Raw genomic sequence first — 19,708 nt, 5'->3', positions numbered from 1 at the left:
CCGTTTCGTTTTCAACCAGCCTGGCGGGGGCGGGCCCCGGCGGCCGGGTTAGTGGGGCCGGAAGTAGGGCCGGAACTGATCCGTTGCCACGACGAGCCGCGGCGTGCCCACCCCGCCGTGCGCCTGGTAGAAGGCGGCCAGGGCCGCTTCCAGAGCGGGCCGGTCCTGCAGGGCCATATCCGCAAATACCTCCTCGCTGCGCAGGGGCGCGAGGGTGGCGCTCAGCCGGCAGCGGTCGATGCCCAGCGGGTGCTCGATGAACACGCTCGTCCCGTCGAGGGCCTGCAGGTCGTGCTGGTAGCGCCAGGCGCGGGCAAAGGCCGGGCGGCCCGTGCGGGCGTCTTCGGACAGGGGCGAAAAGCCGAGGCTTCGCAGGTACTGATCGGTCATGGGGAGGGTTATTCGGTTAGGGAGTAAGCGTGGGGCTCGGTGGCCCAGTTGACCTGGCGCAGCAGCACCCGCAGCTCGGCTTCGGACGCGACGCGGCCCTGGAAGCTGTAGAGCAGTTGGCCGTTGACGGCTTCGAGCAGTGCCAGCTCGCCGTCGTCGTAGAGCACTATCGTTTCCTGCCCGCAGGCGCTGGGGCGGCTGTGGCGGGTTTGGCCGGAGGGTGAGCGGTACGGCACGAAGCCCAGGGCTAACAGCAGCGGCGCATCGGGGAGGTACGGAACGGGCATGGGGCGAAGGGGGGGGCGGACGGGCGTGGGCAGGGGAACGAAATGGGAATCAGCAAAGAACCGGCGCTAGGGCGTCGGGGAACCGGTGCGGAGCTGCTTTTTCTGGTCGCGGGTACGCGCCTTTTCGGTGCGCACCTGGTCGCGGGCCAGTTTTTCGCGCGCGTGGTCGTCGTCGGCAGCTAGCTGCTGGTCCTTGAGCTGCCGCTTCTGGGTCTGCAGGTCGCGGCGCTGCTGTTTCAGGGCTGCTTCGGTTTCGGCGGCGGTGGCGCGGCTGGCCGCCGTTTGGCGGCGCTGAGCGGCCAGCACCTGCTCGGCCGCCTGGGTACGCTCCTGCTGGGTTTGCAGGCGCGCCCGAGCCGAATCAACCGGCGTTTGGGCCTGGGTTGGCAGGGCCCAACCGGTGAGCAGGCCCAGCAACGCGCTATACAGACAGACTTTCATAATCAGGGGCCGCAAGGGTGGAAGTGAAAAGGGGAAAGAGCCGCGGGCAATAGGGCGCTGCACGCCCGGAAAGCAGCCCGGAACTGGCCTCGGCCGGGCGCCCACGCTGTGCTGACCAGTACCCGGAGGCTGTAGCCGCCCGCCAGCATCAGAACCGGCCGTTACTACTGTAGCGCCAGGGCTTGGTGGTACTGCTGTAGCAGCCAGATTAAGCACCCGCGCTTTGATTTCGGCGGTAGCGAGGCCGCCCAAAGGCTCGTCCATGGTCGTCAGGAAAACCTGGCGCCAGTGGGCAAGCAGTTCACCTGCTGCGGCAGCAGCAGCACGGTGTGCCCGAAGGCCATGGTGCGGCGGCGCCACTGGGGTCGGGCGGGCGCCGTGGGCAGCCCCCCCTGCCGCAGCACCGGGTCGTGGCGTATGCTGTGGTAAAAAGCCTGCACCCAGATCGGCACGTCGGCGTCGGTGCGCGGGGCTGGCAACGGAGCGTCGGTCGTCATGGGGTGGTCGTGGAAAAGGGGGCGCCGCGCGGCCAAGCAGCCGATTGGCGGGCCGGTGCTGGCCAGGAAAGCCCGCCCGGAGTAAGGGTTGCTGGTAAGATCGGGTATTGCCCCGCGCAGCGCCACGACCCTCGTCACCACAACCGATGACGGTGGTCATCCTCGGCCCGAGCGGCTACGCGGGCAGCAGCGAAAAGCGGGCGTCGAAAGCCGCACGGGTAAACCAGCGGCGGGTGGCGTTGTCGCCGGGGTAGTGCCGGAGCAGGCGCAGCTCCACGCTGTTGGGCGTCAGCGTGAGCACCGAGCTGGGGGCGCAGAGGCGGGAGCGGTCGAATACCAGGCTGCCCACCGTGAGCAGCGCAGAGGCGGAGTACAGGTTGTTCATAATCGATACAAAAAGTGGGCAAGCACAAAGCAGCGCGGCAAAACGGGGCGGCGTATGCCCCGGCGGGCGGGGACGGCTGACTACGCCTAAGCTAGGCCGAGCCGCCCCGGCGCGCCATGACGTTGCGCAGCGCATCGGATGACGACGGCCCGCTTCGGCCGGGGTGGCTATTCCTGTGCCGCGTACGTAATAGCCGTTGAGATACAGTATCTTGCTATGCCAGTCATCAGCAGATAAGACGGCGGGGGGCGGCCCCGCCATCCGCCCTTTCAGCCGGCCGACGCGCGTTTAGCCTTTTCCCAACCGCCGGGCTCAGACGGTACTGCACCGCACCATGAGCACCCCCACCCGCATTTTGCTGGCCGATGCCGGCTCCGCGTTCCACGAGCGGCTGCGCCCCTTGCTGCTGGGCCCGCACCCGCCGTTCTCGCTGGACTGCCCCAGCACGCCCGCCGCCGCCCAGCACGCCATCCGCTACGCCGCCCACGACGTGTACCTGATCGACCAGCGCTGGGGGCCGCGGGGCGGGCTGGCGTTTGTGGGCGAGGCCCTGCGGCAGGGCAGCTGCGGGCCGTTTGTGCTGCTGCTCGACCGGCCCGGCTACGCCCTGGAGCCGCTGGGCAGCCCGGCCGGCCGGGTCTACGGCCTGCCCATCCGGGAGCTGGCGCTGGGGCCGCTGGTGCCGCAGCTGCACGGCGCGGTGCGGCTGGCGCGCGAGCTGCTGCGCCAGGGCCAGCTCGGCGATGCGCTGCTGCGGCAGGTGCAGCGCCAGACGCACGAGCTGGAGCAAAGCGCCCTGCGCGGGCAGGCCCAGGCGGCGCAGGCCCAGCAAACCCTGCTGCGCGAGCGGGAGCTGAACGAGCTGAAGTCGCGCTTTCTGACCATGGCCTCGCACGAGTTTCGCACGCCCATGAGCACGATTCTCTCCTCCGCCGCCCTCATCGAGCGCTACCACGACGGCGCCGACGAGGCCAAGCGCCGCAAGCACGTGCTGCGCATCAAATCGGCCGTGGCCAACCTCGACGGCATTCTGCGCGACTTCCTGGTGCTCGACGGGCTGAACCAGGCCAAGTTGCCCTACCACCCAGTGGCCGTGCCGCTGCCCGCCTTCGTGGCCGACGTGGCCGAGGAAGCCCAGCAGGGCGCCCGCCTGGGCCAGCACGTGCGCTACGCCCACGTGGGCGCGTCCGGCGCGGTGGTCACCGACGCGCAGATTCTGAAGAATATCCTGCTCAACCTGCTCTCCAACGCCAGCAAGTACTCCGACCAGGGCCAGGAAATCCGCCTGACCTCGGAAGTCACTCCCGCCGAGCTGGTGCTCATCGTGCAGGACGAAGGCATGGGCATTCCGCACGAGGAGCAGCCGCGGCTGTTCACCGATTTTTTCCGGGCCCGCAACGCCGAGCACATTCAGGGCACGGGCCTGGGTCTTTACCTCGTCAAGCGCTACGTGGAGCGCCTCGGCGGCCGCATCAGCTACCTGAGCGAGCCGCACGTGGGCTCCACTTTCACCGTACGGCTGCCCGTGCAGCCGCCCCTCAGCCATGAAAACGATCCTGTTGATTGAAGACCACGAGCCCATGCGCGAAAACACGGCCGAGATTCTGGAGCTGGCCGGCTACCGCGTGGTGCAGGCCGCCGATGGCAAGCGCGGCGTGGAGCTGGCCCGCCACGCCGCGCCCGACCTGGTGGTGTGCGACATCATGATGCCCGAGCTCGACGGCTTCGGCGTGCTCCACATCCTGCACCAGGACCCGGCCACCACCGACATTCCCTTCCTGTTTCTGACCGCGAAGGTGGACCGCGAAGACCTGCGCCGCGGCATGAACGCCGGCGCCGACGACTACCTCACCAAGCCCTTCGACGACACGGTGCTGCTCGACGCCATTGCCCTGCGCCTGCGTAAGCACGAAGCCCGGCCGGCCGCCGCGCCGCCGGCTCATCCCCTGCCCGGCCTGCAGCTGCTGCAGGATCTGCTCACGGCCCCGGCCCGCCTCAAGCACTACCGGAAAAAGCACGTGCTCTACCTCGAAGGCGACGCGCCCCACAGCGTGTACTGGCTGCAGCACGGCACGGCCAAAACCTCCAAGACCGACAAAGCCGGCAACGAGTACATCACCGAGCTGAGCACCAATGGCCAGCTGCTGGGCTACCGCGACGTACTCGGCGGCACCGATTACCAGGAAACCACTACCCTGCTCGACGACGCCACCGTGGGCCTGCTGCCCCGCCACGAGTTCGAGGTCCTGCTCAGCCAGCATGCCGACCTGGCCCGCCATTTCAGCCAGCTGCTGGCCCGCACCGCCGCCGCCCGCGACGCCCGCCTGCTGGAGCTGGCCTACCAGCCCGTGCGCCGCCGGCTGGCCCTGGCCCTGGTGCGCTTTGAGGAAACGTTTCAGCCGCTGACTTCTCCGGCTCACGGCACCCATCTTTCCCGCGAGGACCTCGCCGCTTTGGTTGGGGCTTCCAAGGAAACCGTGAGTCGTATGCTCAGCGAGTTTCGCGAGGAAGGCCTGATCGAGCTGGTCGGCTCGGATATCAGCATCCTCGATGCCGCCCGCCTGCGCCGGCAGCGGCCCTGAGTGGGCTGCGGCTCGTCAGGCGCCGCGCAGGATGGGCGCCACCCGCGTGCCGATCAGCCCGATGGAGTGCATGATCCGCTCGTGCGACAAGGCCGCCACGTCCTGCTGAAACGTCACCCGCGAGATGCCGCCCAGCGCCTGGCTGTGCCGCTGAATCTTGGCGGCTACTTCCTCGGGGCTGCCCACCAGCAAGGCGCCCAGCGGCCCGGCTTGCGCATCGAACTGCGGCCGGGTGATGGGGGCGCCGCCCCGCTCCCGGGCCCGGGCCGAAAACGTGCGGGCGTAGCCGGGAAAGAACTCCTCGTGAGCCTGCTCGGTGGTTTCGGCCACGTAGCCCAGGGAGTGCAGCCCCACCTGCTGCTGCTCGGGGGCGTGCCCAGCGCGGCGGCCGGCTTCGCGGTACAGGTCGACGAGCGGGCGGAAGCGGTGCGTTTCGCCGCCGATGATGGCCACCATCAGCGGCAGGCCGAGCGTGCCGGCCCGGGCAAACGACTGCGGCGTGCCCCCCACCCCAATCCAGATGGGCAGCGGCTGCTGCAGGGGCCGCGGGTACACGCCCTGCCCCGTCAGCGCCGGGCGGAACTTGCCGCTCCAGCGCACGTGCTCGTTGTCGCGCACGTTCAGCAGCAGCTCCAGCTTCTCGGCAAACAGCGCGTCGTAGTCGTCGAGGTCGTAGCCGAACAGCGGGAAGGCCTCCACCGACGAGGCGCGGCCCACCACCAGCTCGGCCCGGCCCCGCGAAATCAGGTCGAGGGTAGCAAACTGCTGAAACACCCGCACCGGGTCGGCGGCGCTAAGCACCGTGACGGCACTGGTCAGGCGGATGCGCTGGGTACGGGCAGCCGCGGCGGCCAGAATGACGGCCGTGGCCGAGTCGAGGTACTCGCGGCGGTGATGCTCCCCGATGCCGAACACGTCGAGGCCGACCTGGTCGGCGTACTCAATGCGTTCCAGCAGTTGCTGAATGGCGTCGGCCCCGTTCAGCAGGGTGCCCACGCCGTTGTCTACCACACTCGCCGCGGCGAAGCTGTCGATTCCGATTTGCATAGTCCTGCAATCCGCGACGTCCGGCTTTTGTTTGTGCCTTGGCCCGTCGGCCGACTATCCTGGCGGAAACCGGCCTGCTACCGGCCGCAGGGGCCGCGCCGCTGGGCGTCGGTAGCCGGGAAATAGCCCAGCTGGGAGCCGCGCCGAAACAGCTCGCAGGCCGCCCCGCGGCGGCCCTGCTTCTGCGCCACGCGGCCCAGCAGAAAATAAATCTGCCCGCTGCGGGGGCGCAGCAGCAGCACCTGCTGGTAGTCGGTCAAGGCGGCCGGGTAGTCGCCGGCCTTGAAGTAGGCCAGTCCGCGGTACGTCAGCCACTTGGCCGAAGGCGCCTGCTTGCCCGCCTGCAGGCGCAGGCCCACGCTCAGGTCGCTGGCCGCCGACACGAACAGCCGCTGCTCGAACAGGCGCAGCTCGCCCCGGGCCAGCCACGCCGCGCTCAAGGTCGAATCGAGCACCACGGCGCGGGAAAACTGATCGAGGGCGAGGCGCGTGCGCTTCTGCCCGGCCGCGCACTGCCCGAGCCGGTAGTACAGCTGGGCGGCAGCGCGGTGGTTGCGCGTGTAGTGCAGGGCCGCGGCGTAATCGGCGCTGGCCTGCGGGTAGTTGCGGTACACCAGCTGCTCGATTTCGGCGCGGCGGCGCAGGGCGCCCACGTGCTCGGGCTTGAAGGCCAGCGTCTCGCTGAAGTAGCTGTGGGCCGCGCCCCAGTGCTGCTGGGTGTAGGCGCGCAGGCCGTCCTGGTAGTTGCTGCGGGCGGCCACGCGGTCCATCACCCACTTGGCGCCCAGCCCAAACAGCAGCAGCCCCACCAGCACCCCGATAACCAGCAGCCAGTCGCGGCGGGTGAAGCGCGCCTGCTTGGGGTGGCGCACGTAGTGCCGCTCGGCCGAGGAGGCCGGCGGGCGGGTGCGCAGGGGCTCGGGCGGGGGCATGGGCACGCCGTACACGTGCTGGCTCTGGGGGCGGTACTGCTGGGCCCGCCGGGCTTCCTCGGCCCGCAGCCGGGCCTGGCGCAGCTGGTGGTCGTAGTGGGCGCGGCGGCCGGCATCCGACAGCACCTGGTAGGCAGCGGCCACGGCCTTGAACTGGTCTTCGTAGAGGCGGCTGCCGCCGTGGCGGTCGGGGTGGTAGCGCAGGGCCAGCTGTTTGTAGGCCTGCTTGATGTCGGCCAGCGGGGCCGTAGGCTCGACGCCCAGCACCTGGTAAAGAGTTTGGCTCACGTTGGCAGCAACGGGGGTGAAGGTAAAAGTACGGCGAAGTTCAGACGCGGTCGGTGCTTTTCCGTAGAAACCCTGCGTCCCGCCAAACACCGCTTCTTTGCGCGGGGTTCGGCGGTCCGTCCCGCTCCCCGCCTTATTCCTTGTTCCAACCCCTTTTTTCGCCGCTGCATGGCTACTGAAGATCCTACGCCCCGCAACGACTCGTTGATGAAGAACCTGATGGGCTACATCGACACGCGCATCGATCTGGTGCGCCTGGAAGTGCAGGAAAAAGTCAAAACCATCTTCGTTGGCGTGGCGCAGGGCGCCACCCTGGCCATCCTGGGCCTGCTGTTCGTGGTGTTCCTGAGCATCTTCGCCGGGTTGGCCCTCAACGCGGCCCTCGACAGCCCGTACTGGGGCTTTGGCATCGTGGCCGGCTTCTATTTGCTGCTGCTCATCATCTTTGTGGTGGGCGTCGGCAAGAAGCTCTACCAGGGTTTGGCCGATAAAGTCCTGACCGACACCATCTACAAATCGGACAAGCGCCAATAGTCCCACACTTTTTAGCGCGATGAGCGAACTACACAACCCGCTGTTCGACGACGAACGGGAGTTTCTGGAGCGCCAGAAGCTGGAATACGAGCGCGCCCTGCTGGGCGACGTGGACCACCTCAAAGACCAAACCACCCGCATTGGCAAGTACGTGGCCATCGGCGCGGCCCTGCTGGGCGGCTTCTGGATCGTCAGCAAGGTCATCGGCCGCGGCGACGAGGACGACGAGGACGAAGACTACCGCCCGCGCCGCAAGGTGAAAGGCAACAAGGGCAAGCGCCGTCCGCACCTAGTAGCCCAGTCCGAGGACTACGAGTTCGGCTCGGGCCGCACCGATGAGCACCCGCGCGCCCACCTCGCCCCAGCCGTCTACCACGCTACCGCTCCGGCTGCCGACTCCGACCCGTTCCCGGCTTTCGAGCCCCAGCCTGCCACGAATCCGCAGAGCCTGGCCCCGGTACCGGCCGCCGGCCGCCGCGCGTCGTACCGCGCTCCGGAGCCCGAGGCCGAGCCGCGTAGCTCGGTGGTGTGGGAAGCTGTGCAGCTGTTTGCCGCTTCCAATACTGGCAAGATGCTTATCGGCCAGGTTTCGGGGGTTCTCATTGCCCTCGTTACGCGCAAGCTCAACGACTTGATGGATGTAAGCAAAAATTCGGACCTTGCAGCTTCGGCCCCCGAGCCGGAAACCAAGGATATCGACTTTGTCATCCACCACGACGACGCGCATGCGCCCGACGCCCCTGCTCGATGACCTGTGCCACCGCCGCCATCAGGGCCAGAAGTCTCTGGCCGTGCTGCTCGACCCCGACGACCTCGACGAGGCCGGTACGCGGCGCATTCTGGCGCTGAGCGCGGCGCATGCCGTTGATTACTTTTTCGTAGGGGGCAGCCTGGTGACGTCACAGCACCAGGCTGCCCTGTTGCGTTTGCTCAAGGCGCACTCCGAGGTGCCGGTGGTGCTCTTCCCCAGCAACAGCCTGCACATCGACGCGCAAGCCGATGCCATTCTGCTGCTGAGCCTGATTTCGGGCCGTAACCCGGATTTCCTCATTGGCCAGCACGTGGTGGCGGCCCCGCTGCTGCGCGCCAGCCAGCTCGAAATCCTGCCCACAGGCTACATGCTCGTCGACTCGGGCCGGCAGACTACCGCCAGCTACATGAGCGGCACCATGCCCCTGCCCCACGACAAGCCCACCATTGCGGCCTGCACGGCCCTGGCCGGTGAGCAGCTCGGCTTGCGCCTCACTTATCTCGACGGCGGCAGCGGTGCCCAGCAGCCCGTATCGGCGGCCATGATCAAAGCCGTGCGCCAAGCCGTAGACTCGCCCATTATCGTCGGCGGCGGCCTGAATACCGCCGAAAAAGCCCACACGGCCCTCGCGGCCGGCGCCGACGTCATCGTGGTCGGCAACCAGATCGAGCGCGACCCGGACTTCCTGCCCGAAGTGTCGCGCGTCGTGCGCGCCTTCAACGCCGTCCGTAGCGACGCCGCGCTGAACTAGCTGCTACGCGCTGGGCTCAGCCTTCAGTGCGCCGCGCCGAGCAGCCTCCAGAACAACAAACGCGGCCCCCGCCGCCTGCACAGCCTCGGAACGACGGTGGCGCCACGACTTACGAAGTCGTGGCGCCACCGTCGTTCCGAGGCTGTAGGGTCAATACCCCAAGCGTTGCTGAAAGCCTAAAAAAAAGTGGTGCCACGGCCTTGAGCCGTGGCACCACGCAGTTCCGAATCGCCCACAACCGAAGGAAGGCGTAGCCAGATCCGAAAAATCCGTCTGAATTCGTGGTTAGATGTTCATGGCCGACTCACGGCGGCGCATCTTACCGGCCGGAATACCGAACATCATCTTGAAACGGCGGCAGAAGTACGCGGTGTCTTTGTAGCCCACTTCCTTGCCGATGTCGCGGATGCTCTTCTTGGTGGTGCGCAGCAGGAACACGGCGCGCTCCATGCGCTGGTACTCGATGTAGTCCTGCGGGTTGATGCCCGTCAGCATCTTGAAGTACTGGCCCACGTAGTCCTCCGACACGTTGGCCACGCCCGACAGCACTTTGTTCGACAGGTCACCGCCCAGATTCTCCTTGATGTAGTTGAACAGGTCGATGAGGCGCGGGTCCTTGAAGTAAGTGCTGTTCGTGGCCAGCTGCTCCACGAACATCTTGTTCTTCAGGATGTAGCGAATGATTTCCACGACGATATTCTCCGTGTAAATCGAAATCAGACGCTCCCGGCCCGGCAGGTCCTGCAGGCTCTCTTCCACTACCTTGATGACCAGATTGGCCAGCTTGGAGTTGCCGCTGATCAGGAAGGCAGGCACGTCCAGCGAAGCGAAGAAGTTCACCGAGTCGAAGACCTTGGCCTCGAAGGACACGAACGAGTGGCTCTCGTCGGCGTCCGAAATCAGGTCGAGGTCGGCGTTGGAATGGAAGAACTTATCCTTGTTGCTGATCAGGTCGTCGTTGGTGATGGTCTTGCCGCCCGTCTCGCCGTAGCTCACGCGGGTGGCGCGGCCGCCCGGGATGAACAGCATGTCCCCTTCCTCAATCACCAGATCCTCTTCACCAAAGGAAATACGGCCCTTGTGCAGCAGAATCAGGTTATTACCAACATCATAGTAGTTGCGCACCGTAAACGGCTGTTGCAACACCAGATTTTTGGCCTTGATGTAACGAACCCCCAGGGATTCTATCACTTTATTGTAATCCTCCATATTCCGGTACTGTGTTGGGTGGCTGACTATCAGCGGACTATCCCACATCCGCCGTCTAGACAATGCAAATTAAGATATAAAAATTCACAAAAACGAAAACCCAGCCATTTTTTTGGCTGGGTTTTGTGCAAGCTTTCTGACTTTAAGGCAATTCCGTTTACTTCAGAATTTCCCGCGAGATTACAATTTTCTGAATCTCAGAGGTTCCCTCGTAAATCTGGGTGATTTTGGCGTCGCGCATCATGCGCTCCACGTGGAACTCCTTCACGAAGCCGTAGCCGCCGTGCACCTGCACCGCTTCCACCGCGGTATCCATGGCCGTCTTCGAAGCGAAGAGCTTGGCCATAGCCCCGGATTTGGCGTAATCCAGGCCCGCGTCCTTGTCGTGGGCGGCCTGCAGGCATAGCAGACGGGCCGCGTCGATGTTGGTGGCCATATCGGCCAGCTTGAACTGAATGGCTTGGTGCTGCGCAATCGGTACGCCAAAAGCCTTGCGGTCCTTGGAGTACTTCACCGACAGCTCGTAGGCGCCGGAGGCAATGCCCAGGGCCTGCGCTGCAATGCCGATGCGGCCGCCGGCCAGCACCTGCATGGCGAACTTGAAGCCGAAGCCGTCGGCGCCGATGCGGTTTTCCTTGGGCACCTTCACGTCGGTGAACATCAGCGAGTGGGTGTCGGAGCCGCGGATACCGAGCTTGTTCTCTTTCGGGCCGATAACGAAGCCGGGCATGTCCTTCTCCACGATCAGCACGTTGATGCCGCGGTGCTTCAGCTCGGGGTTGGTCTGGGCAATAACCAGATATACCGAAGCCGTGGAGCCGTTGGTAATCCAGTTCTTGGTGCCGTTCAGCAGGTAATAGTCGCCCTTGTCCTCGGCCGTGGTGCTCTGCGAGGTGGCGTCCGAGCCGGCTTCGGGCTCCGACAGGGCAAAGGCGCCGATGATTTCGCCGGTGGCCAGCTTGGTCAGGTATTTTTGCTTCTGCTCCTCGGAGCCGTATTTCTCCAGGCCCCAGCACACCAGCGAGTTATTCACCGACATGATAACCGAGCAGGAGGCATCCACCTTGCTGATTTCTTCCATGGCCAGCACGTAGGAGACGGTGTCCATGCCGCCGCCGCCGTACTCGGGGCTCACCATCATGCCCAGGAAGCCCAGCTCGCCCATTTTCTTCACCTGCTCGGCGGGGAATTTCTGGTGCTCGTCGCGCTCGATGACGCCGGCCCACAGTTCGTTCTGGGCAAAATCGCGGGCCGCGGCTTGCACGGCGAGTTGTTCTTCGGTGAGCTGAAAGTTCATGCGGGAATGGGGATTGGGAGGTGGCTAACAGTCGTTAGGCCTGGCAAACGTGTCGCGAAATTAATTAGTTGCCGGCTGGTTATCAACCGGCCGCGCCGATTAATGCCCCGCCGTCGTCGCCGGCTATTCGCCGCACCCCGCGCCGGCCATCGGTTTTCAGGTGTGTCGGCCCGTTGGCACCGCGGGGCAAAAAGCAAAACGCCCGGCTGCGCCGGGCGTTTCAGGGAATGACCAGCGCCTTAGCTGCTGCGCCGCCCGCCGAAAAGGAAGCTGGCGTAGTAGATCAGCGTGGCCAGGGAACTGATGGCCGCCACCACGTAGGTCAGCGCGGCCCAGCGCAGGCCGTCCTTGGCAATGGCGTGTTCCTGCGAAGACACGATGCCGCGGCGCTCCATCCAGGCCAGGGCCCGCTTGGAGGCGTCGAACTCCACCGGCAGCGTCACGAAGCTGAAGAACGTGGCAAAGGCAAACAGCGCCACGCCCAGACCCAGCGGCAGAATGGAATAGCGCAACAAGAACACGCCGGCCAACAGCAGCAGGGGCATGAAGCGCGACACCGCGCTCAGGGCCGGCACCATGGCCGAGCGAAACTGCAGCATGCTGTAGGCCGTGGCGTGCTGCACGGCGTGGCCCACTTCATGGGCTGCTACGGCCGCCGACATGGCCGAGCGGCCGTGATAGACCTCGTCGCTGAGGTTGACGGTCTTATCCGCCGGGTTGTAATGGTCCGAGAGCTGGCCTTCGGTGGAAATGATGCGCACGTCGCGGATGTTGTTGTCGGCCAGCATCATTTCGGCCACCTGCTTGCCCGAGAGGCCCGAGTGCAGGGCAATGTGCGAGTACTGGGCAAACTTGCTGCGCAGGCGCCACTGAATCAGCCAGCTGACCAGCGTCAGCCCGATCAGCAACGCATAAAAGGGATTGATCATCATGAGGTTGAGAGATTGAAAAGCCGGTGGAGCCTTCGCGCCCGAAGCGGGGAGCCAAGAAACCGGTCGTTCCTCCCTCCTGCTTCTCTATCCGCCCGCCGAGTTGCCGAGCGTTTGGCGCACGCGCTCCACAATGCGCGTAGTGCTGTAACCAGCTACCAGGGGTACGGTGAGTACCTGCCCCCCGTTGGCTAACACCAGTTCGTGGCCCACGATTCCGCTGATGGCGTAATCGTCGCCCTTCACCAGCACATCGGGCCGCACCAGCTGAATCAGCTCCAGCGGGGTCGGCTCGTCGAACAGCACTACTGCATCCACAAACAAAAGCGAGGCCATTACCCGCGCACGTGACACTTCGTCCTGCAAGGGCCGGCCGGGCTTTAAGCGACTGACAGATTGGTCGGTATTGAGCCCTACCACGAGGGCGTCGCCCAGGGCGCGGGCCTGTTCGAGGTAGTCGACGTGGCCCAGGTGCAGCAGGTCGAAACAGCCGTTGGTGAAAACGATGCGGCGGCCGTGCTCCCGCCAGGCGTCGAGCACGGCGGGCAGCTGCGCGCGGGTCAGGATTTTGTCTTTAGTCCACATCGGCTACCACGGTGGTTTCGTCGAGAATGGGTTCTTCGGTGAGGCCGCGCAGGCCCTTGCCGGTCTTGAGCATGCTGATGGCGAAGCTAATGCCGCCCATGAGCACCACCAACAGCGTTTGGGCACCGTGCACCACCAGGGCGTAGGCAATACCCGCTTCGGGCGAAATGCCGAAGGCCAGCAGGATGCTCTGCACCAGCAGGTGGAAGGTGCCGATGCCGCCCGACACCGGGGCGGCCATGCCCACGGCGCCGAAGGTGAGGGCTGCCAGGCCCGCGCGCCAGCCCAGGTTGTAGGTTTCGGGGAAGGCGAAGAAGGCCAGGTAGTCCATCAGGAAGTATACCAGCCAGGTGAAAAACGTGTGGAACAGGAACAGCCACTTGTTTTCGATGCGGCGGATGCTGAACACGCCGGCCAGCATGCCGCGCAGAAAGTTGAAGAGGCGGTTGAACAGCGCGTTCTGCCGCAGGCGCTCCAGATTGCGCACCAGCGCCCACAGCACGCTCAGGCCCAGTACCACCGCAATACCGGCCGCAATCAGCAGCGGGGTGCGGTTGCGGGCCATGGCATCGACGGCGGCCCCGCCGCCGAGGATTTTGTCGACGGTGAAGGCCCAGAACTTGTTGAAATCCAGCATCAGCGTGGCCCCCAGCAGACTGAAGAGCACCAGCACATCGATGACGCGCTCGGTGATGACCGAGCCCAGTGCCACCTGCACCGGCACGCCGCCGTTGCGCCGCAGCACCGAGCAGCGGATGACCTCGCCCATGCGCGGCAGCACCAGGTTGGCCAGGTAGCCCACCATCATGGCGTGGTACACGTCCCAGTAACCGGCCTTTTGCCCGGCCGCGTCGAGCTGCATCTTCCAGCGGTAGCCCCGGCTGAAGTAGCCCAGCGCCGACAGAATCATGGTCAGGCCCATCCAGAAGTAGTTGGCCTCGCGCATGTACTGCCCGATGCGGCTCAGGTCCTGCCCGCGCACGGCGTACACCATCAACGCGCCGGAAAAGGCCAGCAGCAGGGCGTATTTGAGGATATTCAGTATTTTCTTACCCATGAGGCGGCGCGGCTATCGATGATGTTGCATAAGAAAGCCAACGACGCGGGTCGTTGGCTTGTTGGGGAATCTACGCGTTAGACCAGCCGGTTGTGCTGGTCGGGAAATATCACGGTGGGCTGGTGCGCCCGGGCCTCGGCAAAGTCGACGAAGCCGTAGGAAATGATGATGATAATGTCGCCGACGGCCACGCGCCGGGCGGCCGGACCGTTCAGGCAGATCATGCCGGTGCCCCGCTCGCCCTTGATGGTGTAGGTTTCGAGCCGCTCGCCGTTGTTGACGTTCACCACCGTCACCTTCTCGTTTTCCACCATGTTGGCCGCGTCGAGCAGGTCCTCGTCGATGGTGATGCTGCCCACGTAGTGCAGCTCCGCCTGCGTGACTTTGACGCGGTGAATTTTCGATTTGAGAACCTCGATGTGCATGGCAAAAGCGGGCGGGTGATTTTGGGCCGCAAAGATACACAGTTAGGGTAAGAGGGTATGGTTTTAGGAGTTATTGAGGGCGCACGGCCTTTCGAAGTTGGATGATAAACTCACCCTTTGCCTCCTAAACTCCCCCCTCTTACCCGCTTACCCTTATTCAACCAGCACGTTGTCGATGAGGCGCACCCCGCCCAGCCACGCGGCCAGGCAGATGACCAGCGGCTGCTCGGCCGAGGGGCCCGCCCAGGCCGGCTGCAGGGTTTGCGCGTCGGCCACTTCCAGGTACTCCAGCTCGATGTCGGGAAACTGCTGCAGCCATTCGGCGCCCTGTTGCTGGGCCTCGCCCGGCGAGAGGCCTTCGCGCAGGGCGGCGGCCGTCAGTTGCAGGGCCTCGTACAGGCGCGGAGCCACGGCGCGGGCTTCCGGGCGCAGGCGCCGGTTGCGCGACGACATGGCCAGCCCGTCCTCTTCGCGAATCGTGGGGCAGCTGACCAGCTTCAGGTCGAAGCTCAGATCGGCCAGCAGCTGCTGCACCACGGCCACCTGCTGCCAGTCCTTCTGCCCGAAGTAGGCCTGGTGCGGGCGGCTGAGGTGAAACAGCTTGCTCACCACCGTGGCCACCCCGTTGAAGTGGCCCGGGCGCTTGGCGCCTTCCATCACCCGCTCCAGCGGCCCGAAATCGAAGCGTACCACGCTGGGGCGGGGGTACATCTGCTCCACCGAGGGCGCAAAAATCACCGTGGCGCCGGTGCCCTGCAGCAGCGCTGCGTCCGATTCGAGGGTGCGGGGATAGAATTTGAAGTCGTCTGCGTTGTTGAACTGCGTCGGGTTGACGAAGATGCTGACCACGACCACGTCGTTTTCGGCCGCAGCGGTGCGCACGAGCTGTAAATGCCCCTCGTGCAGGGCGCCCATGGTGGGCACAAAGCCGATGCGGCGGCCCTCCCGGCGCCAGGTTTCGGTGAGGGTTTGCAACGCGGCGGCGGTTTCAAGTATCTCCATGTCAGCGAGACGCCCCCGGAACTTCCGGGGCGAGTATAATGGATTTATCGGGCAAAATTGTTTAATTTTGTGCAGCCAATGGTGTACCTCCTTTCTAACCTCTCGATTCCCCCCGTATGTCGAAGCTGAGAATCCTCTACGCTGCCACGGAAATCAATCCGTTTCTGCAAACGACCCGGGTAGCGGAGTTCCTGCGGCGCCTGCCCCAAGGTATGCAGGAAATGGGGATGGAAATCCGCATTTTCGTGCCCCGCTTCGGCATCATCAACGAACGGAAGAACCGCCTGCACGAAGTCGTGCGCCTCTCCGGCATCAACATCGCCGTGGGCGAAGACGAGAAGCCGCTGATTATCAAGGTCGCGTCGATTCCGAACGCCAAGCTGCAGGTGTACTTCATCGACAACGAGGACTACTTCCACCGCAAATCGGTGCTGCGCGACAAGAACGACCAGTTCCACGCCGACAACGACGAGCGCGCCATCTTCTTCTGCAAGGGCGTGCTCGAAACGGTGAAGAAGCTCGGCTGGTCGCCCGACATCGTGCACTGCAACGACTGGATGACGGGCCTGATGCCCCTGTACCTGAAAACGACCTACAAGAAGGACCCGATTTTCAAGGACGCCAAGTCGATTTTCACGGTCTACAACAACGAGTTTGACCACAAATTCGAGGGCAACATCATCGAAAAGGCGAAGATGCTCGACATCGACGACTCGATGCTGGCCGCCCTGGAATCGGCTGACTTTGCCGGCTTCGTGAAGATTGGCATGGAGTACGCCGATGCCGTGGTGCGTTCCGACGAGGACTTCAGCGACAACCTGAATGCCCTGTTTCAGGAGTACGCCACCCGCCACAATCTCGGCCAAGTGGCTGACGATGAGAACCTGCTGAGCTCTTACTACGCGCTGTATAATGAATTGGCCAACTAGGCTGTTTCCCGTTCGGACGTCGATGGCCCTGCTGTTGACGTCCGCATTGTTTTCGCTCGCTTCGTGCGAGGACACCAACGAGTTGGGCGTCGATTTGCCGGGCACCACGCCCATCGACACCGCCTTCGAGGAATTTCCGGTTACGGCGTCCACCATCCGGCAGGATTCGCTGGCCACCACGCAGAAGGACCACTTCCTGGTGGGCCAGCTGCCCGACGGCAACACCGGCGGCCTGTTGCAGGCCCGGGCCTTTCTGGAGGTAGCCGCCTCCAGCGACTCGCTGCCCTCGCAGTACGCCACGCAGAACCCGAAGCTGGATTCGGTGGTGGTGCTGGCCAATTTCGACCGTGTGTACGGCAGCGCCACCGCGCCGCTGCGCCTGAGCGTGTACGACCTGCAGCAGCCGCTGGACGACTTCACGACCTACAACTCCACCAGCGTGGTTGGGTTGAGCACGCCGATTGTTCTCGATAAGCCGGTGAAGCTGAACAGCCCCATCCGGGACCGGATCAACTCGCTGGACAGCGTGACGGTGCGCCCGCTGCGGATTCCGCTGTCGACCGACACGCTGAACCAGACGGCGTTTGCCCGCCAGCTGTTCGCCAAAATGCTCTCGACCACGACGGTGCGGCTCTCGGATGCGGACCTGCGGACGGTGTGGAAGGGCATGGGCCTCGTGGCCACCACGCAGGGCACGGCCGTGGCCTTCAACCGCTCGCTGCTGTCGGCGGTGTACGTGTACTACCACCTGCCCTACGGCACGAACCAGAGCGTGCGCAACCGCAAGCGCAAGGTGTACCGCATTCTGTACGGCGACCCGAACCAGGTGGCCTCGGCCCCGCGCTATTTCACCAACATCAGCTACACGCTGAACACGCCCGGCTCGCCCTTCAACGTACTGCAGAACAACGGGCAGGCCTCGGTCCCGTCGTCGGCCTCCGACGAGACGGTCTATTCGCAGGACGGCACCGGCCTGGTTACCAAGCTGGTCATTCCGGGCCTGGACGTGCTGCGGCAGCGGCAGGCGCAGAGCAACCTGATTATCAACCGGGCGGAGCTGATCATTCCGGTGAAGCCGTACAGCACGGCGCAGTTTGTGGCGCCTTCGCAGCTGTTCATTTACGAAGCCAACAACGTCAACAACCGCATCCTGCTCTTCCAGAACGGGGTAAACCAACTGGAGCGGCTGGTGCAGCAGGAAGGCTTCCTGGCACCCACGGCCGGCCGGCCGCTGGCGCTGCAGCTGACCGAAGCCAACGCAACGACCAGGTATTACAGCACCCTGCTGACGGGCTACGTGCAAGCCTACGCCAAAAACCAGCTGCCCGAGCCCTCGCCCTCAGCGTTTTTGCTCTCGCCCACGCGGCGGCGGGCCGGGGGCGAGCTGTCGCTGGACCGGGCGGTGATTGATGCCCCGAATATTAAGCTGCGCGTATACTACTCCAAGACAAAGGCGCGCTAGTCTTACTTTTGCAGTCTGGCCCGAGGTTTGCCTCGGGCCGGCCTTTCCATTTTCCCTGACTTTTTACTTTCCCAGACCCCGTATGTGCGGAATAGTAGCTTACATCGGACACCGTGAGGCTTGTCCCATCATTCTGAAAGGCCTGCACCGTCTGGAGTACCGCGGGTACGATTCGGCGGGCATTGCCCTGCTCAACGGTGAGCTGAACGTCTTCAAGAAGAAAGGCAAGGTAGCCGAGCTGGAAGCGTTTATTGCCGACAAGAACGTGCACGCACACGTGGGCATGGGCCACACCCGCTGGGCCACCCACGGCGAGCCGAACGACGTCAACGCCCACCCGCACTACTCCACGTCGGAGCGCATTGCCATCATTCACAACGGCATCATCGAAAACTACGCGGCGCTGAAGAAGCACCTGCAGCAGCAGGGCCACGAGTTTCATTCCGATACCGACACGGAGGTCTTCGTCAACCTGATCGAGGAAATTCAGAAGCAGAATGCCTGCTCGCTGGAAGAAGCCGTACGCCTGGCCCTGCACGAAGTGGTGGGCGCCTACGCCATCGTGGTTATCAGCAAAGATTCGCCGAACCAGCTGATTGCGGCCCGCAAAGGCTCGCCGCTGGTTATTGGCGTGGGGCAGGACGAGTTTTTCCTGGCTTCCGACGCGACGCCCATCATCGAGTACACCAACGAGGTGGTGTACGTGAATGACTACGAAATTGCCGTTATCCGCGACGGGAAGCTCGACATCCGCACCAAGGAAGACGTGCAGCAGACGCCCTACATTCAGAAGCTGGAGCTGGAGCTCGACAGCATCGAAAAGGGCGGCTACGAGCACTTCATGCTGAAGGAAATCTTCGAGCAGCCGAAGTCGATTCTGGATTCGATGCGCGGCCGCCTGGAGCTGGAAGCTTCGCACCTGAACATGGGCGGCGTGCGGGCCTTCGAGCAGAAGTTCCTGAACGCGCAGCGCATCATCGTGGTGGCCTGCGGTACCAGCTGGCACGCCGGCCTGGTGGCCGAGTACCTGCTGGAAGACCTGGCGCGCATTCCGGTAGAAGTGGAGTACGCCTCGGAGTTCCGCTACCGCAACCCGGTGCTGTCGGAGCGCGACATCGTTATTGCCATTTCGCAGTCGGGGGAAACGGCCGACACGCTGGCCGCCATCGAGCTGGCCAAGAGCAAGGGTGCCACCATCTTCGGCATCTGCAACGTGGTGGGTTCGAGCATTGCCCGCGCTACTGATGCGGGTGCCTACACCCACGCCGGCCCGGAAATCGGGGTGGCTTCGACCAAGGCCTTCACGGCCCAGGTGACGGTGCTCACGCTGCTGGCCATGATTGTGGGCCACCGCCGCGGCACGCTGTCCGACCAGAAGCTGCGCGAGCTGATGATGGAGCTGCACACCATTCCGCAGAAAGTGGAAAAGGCGCTGGAGCTGGACACCGAGATTCAGCAGATTGCCGAAATCTTCAAGGACGCCACCAACTTCCTATACCTGGGCCGCGGCTACAACTTCCCGGTGGCGCTGGAAGGCGCCCTGAAGCTCAAGGAAATCAGCTACATCCACGCCGAGGGCTACCCCGCGGCCGAAATGAAGCACGGCCCCATCGCCCTGATCGACGAGAACATGCCGGTGGTTGTTATTGCCACGCGCGACAGCTCGTACGAGAAAATCGTGTCGAACATCCAGGAGGTGAAGGCCCGCAAAGGCCGCATTATCGCCGTGGTGAGCGAAGGCGACACGACCATCCCGTCGATGGCCGAGTTCGTGGTGGAAGTGCCCTACACCTCGGAGGCGCTGACGCCGCTGGTGTCGGTGATTCCGCTGCAGCTGCTCTCGTACCACATTGCGGTGCTGCGCGGCTGCAACGTGGACCAGCCCCGCAACCTGGCCAAATCGGTAACGGTGGAATAAGCTTCGGCTG

The 19,708-nt window shown here is 64.4% G+C and carries 22 protein-coding genes; 8 read left to right on the top strand and 14 right to left on the bottom strand.

Annotation, left to right across the window (positions count from 1 at the left end):
- Window positions 1–48: 48 nt before the first annotated feature.
- From DLM85_RS17805 to DLM85_RS17785, 5 genes are all read right to left on the bottom strand, one after another.
- Window positions 49–390: a hypothetical protein gene (locus tag DLM85_RS17805; RefSeq protein WP_111479489.1), complete on the bottom strand. Its 342-nt coding sequence runs from the start codon at window positions 388–390 to the stop codon at window positions 49–51.
- 8 nt (window positions 391–398) lie between these two features.
- Window positions 399–677, bottom strand: a complete 279-nt coding sequence (locus DLM85_RS17800) for a hypothetical protein (protein WP_111479488.1) — start codon at window positions 675–677, stop codon at window positions 399–401.
- Between the two features lie 66 nt (window positions 678–743).
- Window positions 744–1,118 (bottom strand): hypothetical protein, encoded by a 375-nt coding sequence (locus tag DLM85_RS17795; RefSeq protein ID WP_133257126.1) that lies wholly within the window; start codon window positions 1,116–1,118, stop codon window positions 744–746.
- A gap of 269 nt (window positions 1,119–1,387) precedes the next feature.
- On the bottom strand, window positions 1,388–1,615 hold the full coding sequence (locus DLM85_RS17790; protein WP_111479486.1) for a hypothetical protein: 228 nt from the start codon (window positions 1,613–1,615) through the stop codon (window positions 1,388–1,390).
- Between the two features lie 175 nt (window positions 1,616–1,790).
- Window positions 1,791–2,000 carry a hypothetical protein gene (locus tag DLM85_RS17785; protein ID WP_111479484.1) on the bottom strand — a complete coding sequence of 70 codons (210 nt, stop codon included), beginning with the start codon at window positions 1,998–2,000 and terminating at the stop codon, window positions 1,791–1,793.
- A 334-nt stretch (window positions 2,001–2,334) separates the two neighbouring features.
- Here DLM85_RS17785 and DLM85_RS17780 point away from each other — a divergent pair, with 334 nt between their 5' ends.
- The gene (locus DLM85_RS17780; RefSeq protein ID WP_111479482.1) at window positions 2,335–3,567 is read left to right on the top strand and encodes a sensor histidine kinase; all 1,233 of its coding nucleotides are present in this window, start codon (window positions 2,335–2,337) and stop codon (window positions 3,565–3,567) included.
- The gene (locus DLM85_RS17775; protein ID WP_111479481.1) at window positions 3,545–4,582 is read left to right on the top strand and encodes a response regulator; all 1,038 of its coding nucleotides are present in this window, start codon (window positions 3,545–3,547) and stop codon (window positions 4,580–4,582) included. Before DLM85_RS17780 ends, DLM85_RS17775 begins: the two co-directional genes overlap by 23 nt.
- 15 nt (window positions 4,583–4,597) lie before the next feature.
- On the opposite strand, the gene DLM85_RS17770 is transcribed toward DLM85_RS17775, so the two are convergent.
- Both DLM85_RS17770 and DLM85_RS17765 read right to left on the bottom strand, forming a co-directional pair.
- Entirely contained in the window at window positions 4,598–5,629 is a 1,032-nt protein-coding gene (locus DLM85_RS17770) for an LLM class flavin-dependent oxidoreductase (protein WP_111479480.1), read from the bottom strand.
- Between the two features lie 77 nt (window positions 5,630–5,706).
- The gene (locus tag DLM85_RS17765) at window positions 5,707–6,849 is read right to left on the bottom strand and encodes a J domain-containing protein (RefSeq protein ID WP_165822189.1); all 1,143 of its coding nucleotides are present in this window, start codon (window positions 6,847–6,849) and stop codon (window positions 5,707–5,709) included.
- Between the two features lie 168 nt (window positions 6,850–7,017).
- On the opposite strand from DLM85_RS17765, the gene DLM85_RS25555 reads away from it, so the two are divergent.
- Genes DLM85_RS25555 through DLM85_RS17755 form a run of 3 tightly spaced genes read left to right on the top strand, consistent with a single transcriptional unit; the run spans window position 7,018 to window position 8,885 of the window.
- A complete protein-coding gene (locus tag DLM85_RS25555; protein WP_165822188.1) occupies window positions 7,018–7,383 on the top strand; it encodes a phage holin family protein in 366 nt (121 codons plus the stop codon).
- A gap of 19 nt (window positions 7,384–7,402) precedes the next feature.
- Entirely contained in the window at window positions 7,403–8,134 is a 732-nt protein-coding gene (locus DLM85_RS17760) for a hypothetical protein (RefSeq protein WP_111479478.1), read from the top strand.
- Window positions 8,109–8,885, top strand: a complete 777-nt coding sequence (locus tag DLM85_RS17755) for a phosphoglycerol geranylgeranyltransferase (protein WP_111479476.1) — start codon at window positions 8,109–8,111, stop codon at window positions 8,883–8,885. The genes DLM85_RS17760 and DLM85_RS17755 overlap by 26 nt, the downstream gene beginning before the upstream one ends.
- A gap of 285 nt (window positions 8,886–9,170) precedes the next feature.
- Here the strand turns inward: DLM85_RS17755 and DLM85_RS17750 are convergent, their stop codons facing one another.
- From DLM85_RS17750 to panC, 7 genes are all read right to left on the bottom strand, one after another.
- Window positions 9,171–10,094 (bottom strand): helix-turn-helix domain-containing protein, encoded by a 924-nt coding sequence (locus DLM85_RS17750; RefSeq protein WP_111479474.1) that lies wholly within the window; start codon window positions 10,092–10,094, stop codon window positions 9,171–9,173.
- A 157-nt stretch (window positions 10,095–10,251) separates the two neighbouring features.
- Window positions 10,252–11,391: an acyl-CoA dehydrogenase gene (locus DLM85_RS17745; protein ID WP_111479473.1), complete on the bottom strand. Its 1,140-nt coding sequence runs from the start codon at window positions 11,389–11,391 to the stop codon at window positions 10,252–10,254.
- A 239-nt stretch (window positions 11,392–11,630) separates the two neighbouring features.
- A complete protein-coding gene (locus DLM85_RS17740) occupies window positions 11,631–12,323 on the bottom strand; it encodes a zinc metallopeptidase (protein WP_111479472.1) in 693 nt (230 codons plus the stop codon).
- Window positions 12,324–12,407: 84 nt separating this feature from the next.
- Window positions 12,408–12,905 (bottom strand): D-glycero-beta-D-manno-heptose 1-phosphate adenylyltransferase, encoded by a 498-nt coding sequence (rfaE2, locus tag DLM85_RS17735; RefSeq protein WP_111479471.1) that lies wholly within the window; start codon window positions 12,903–12,905, stop codon window positions 12,408–12,410.
- Window positions 12,895–13,962 carry a lysylphosphatidylglycerol synthase transmembrane domain-containing protein gene (locus DLM85_RS17730; protein ID WP_111479469.1) on the bottom strand — a complete coding sequence of 356 codons (1,068 nt, stop codon included), beginning with the start codon at window positions 13,960–13,962 and terminating at the stop codon, window positions 12,895–12,897. The genes rfaE2 and DLM85_RS17730 overlap by 11 nt, the downstream gene beginning before the upstream one ends.
- A 77-nt stretch (window positions 13,963–14,039) precedes the next feature.
- Entirely contained in the window at window positions 14,040–14,387 is a 348-nt protein-coding gene (panD, locus tag DLM85_RS17725; protein WP_111479468.1) for an aspartate 1-decarboxylase, read from the bottom strand.
- A gap of 153 nt (window positions 14,388–14,540) precedes the next feature.
- Window positions 14,541–15,389: a pantoate--beta-alanine ligase gene (gene panC / locus DLM85_RS17720; RefSeq protein WP_111479467.1), complete on the bottom strand. Its 849-nt coding sequence runs from the start codon at window positions 15,387–15,389 to the stop codon at window positions 14,541–14,543.
- Window positions 15,390–15,505: 116 nt separating this feature from the next.
- Between panC and DLM85_RS17715 the strand changes: the two genes are divergently transcribed.
- The 3 genes from DLM85_RS17715 to glmS all read left to right on the top strand — a co-directional run bounded on the left by DLM85_RS17715 (window position 15,506) and on the right by glmS (window position 19,698).
- Entirely contained in the window at window positions 15,506–16,318 is an 813-nt protein-coding gene (locus DLM85_RS17715) for a glycogen/starch synthase (protein ID WP_111479465.1), read from the top strand.
- A 22-nt stretch (window positions 16,319–16,340) separates the two neighbouring features.
- Window positions 16,341–17,780: a DUF4270 family protein gene (locus tag DLM85_RS17710; RefSeq protein ID WP_165822187.1), complete on the top strand. Its 1,440-nt coding sequence runs from the start codon at window positions 16,341–16,343 to the stop codon at window positions 17,778–17,780.
- A gap of 82 nt (window positions 17,781–17,862) precedes the next feature.
- A complete protein-coding gene (gene glmS, locus DLM85_RS17705; RefSeq protein WP_111479462.1) occupies window positions 17,863–19,698 on the top strand; it encodes a glutamine--fructose-6-phosphate transaminase (isomerizing) in 1,836 nt (611 codons plus the stop codon).
- Window positions 19,699–19,708: the final 10 nt, after the last annotated feature.

This window comes from Hymenobacter edaphi (assembly GCF_003258365.1).
Taxonomy (GTDB): domain Bacteria; phylum Bacteroidota; class Bacteroidia; order Cytophagales; family Hymenobacteraceae; genus Solirubrum; species Solirubrum edaphi.
This window is presented reverse-complemented; position numbering and strand designations above follow the sequence as displayed.

Bases quoted from the DNA above. Each gene is read 5' to 3' on its own strand.
- DLM85_RS17740 (WP_111479472.1), bottom strand. From the start codon at position 12,323: ATGATGATCAATCCCTTTTATGCGTTGCTGATCGGGCTGACGCTGGTC.
- DLM85_RS17760 (WP_111479478.1), top strand. From the start codon at position 7,403: ATGAGCGAACTACACAACCCGCTGTTCGACGACGAACGGGAGTTTCTG.
- panD (WP_111479468.1), bottom strand. From the start codon at position 14,387: ATGCACATCGAGGTTCTCAAATCGAAAATTCACCGCGTCAAAGTCACG.
- DLM85_RS17800 (WP_111479488.1), bottom strand. From the start codon at position 677: ATGCCCGTTCCGTACCTCCCCGATGCGCCGCTGCTGTTAGCCCTGGGC.
- DLM85_RS17750 (WP_111479474.1), bottom strand. From the start codon at position 10,094: ATGGAGGATTACAATAAAGTGATAGAATCCCTGGGGGTTCGTTACATC.
- DLM85_RS17745 (WP_111479473.1), bottom strand. From the start codon at position 11,391: ATGAACTTTCAGCTCACCGAAGAACAACTCGCCGTGCAAGCCGCGGCC.
- DLM85_RS17715 (WP_111479465.1), top strand. From the start codon at position 15,506: ATGTCGAAGCTGAGAATCCTCTACGCTGCCACGGAAATCAATCCGTTT.
- DLM85_RS17775 (WP_111479481.1), top strand. From the start codon at position 3,545: ATGAAAACGATCCTGTTGATTGAAGACCACGAGCCCATGCGCGAAAAC.
- DLM85_RS17795 (WP_133257126.1), bottom strand. From the start codon at position 1,118: ATGAAAGTCTGTCTGTATAGCGCGTTGCTGGGCCTGCTCACCGGTTGG.
- DLM85_RS17730 (WP_111479469.1), bottom strand. From the start codon at position 13,962: ATGGGTAAGAAAATACTGAATATCCTCAAATACGCCCTGCTGCTGGCC.
- DLM85_RS17790 (WP_111479486.1), bottom strand. From the start codon at position 1,615: ATGACGACCGACGCTCCGTTGCCAGCCCCGCGCACCGACGCCGACGTG.
- glmS (WP_111479462.1), top strand. From the start codon at position 17,863: ATGTGCGGAATAGTAGCTTACATCGGACACCGTGAGGCTTGTCCCATC.
- DLM85_RS17805 (WP_111479489.1), bottom strand. From the start codon at position 390: ATGACCGATCAGTACCTGCGAAGCCTCGGCTTTTCGCCCCTGTCCGAA.
- DLM85_RS17770 (WP_111479480.1), bottom strand. From the start codon at position 5,629: ATGCAAATCGGAATCGACAGCTTCGCCGCGGCGAGTGTGGTAGACAAC.
- DLM85_RS17710 (WP_165822187.1), top strand. From the start codon at position 16,341: ATGGCCCTGCTGTTGACGTCCGCATTGTTTTCGCTCGCTTCGTGCGAG.
- panC (WP_111479467.1), bottom strand. From the start codon at position 15,389: ATGGAGATACTTGAAACCGCCGCCGCGTTGCAAACCCTCACCGAAACC.
- DLM85_RS17755 (WP_111479476.1), top strand. From the start codon at position 8,109: ATGCGCCCGACGCCCCTGCTCGATGACCTGTGCCACCGCCGCCATCAG.
- DLM85_RS17785 (WP_111479484.1), bottom strand. From the start codon at position 2,000: ATGAACAACCTGTACTCCGCCTCTGCGCTGCTCACGGTGGGCAGCCTG.
- DLM85_RS17780 (WP_111479482.1), top strand. From the start codon at position 2,335: ATGAGCACCCCCACCCGCATTTTGCTGGCCGATGCCGGCTCCGCGTTC.
- DLM85_RS25555 (WP_165822188.1), top strand. From the start codon at position 7,018: ATGGCTACTGAAGATCCTACGCCCCGCAACGACTCGTTGATGAAGAAC.
- rfaE2 (WP_111479471.1), bottom strand. From the start codon at position 12,905: ATGTGGACTAAAGACAAAATCCTGACCCGCGCGCAGCTGCCCGCCGTG.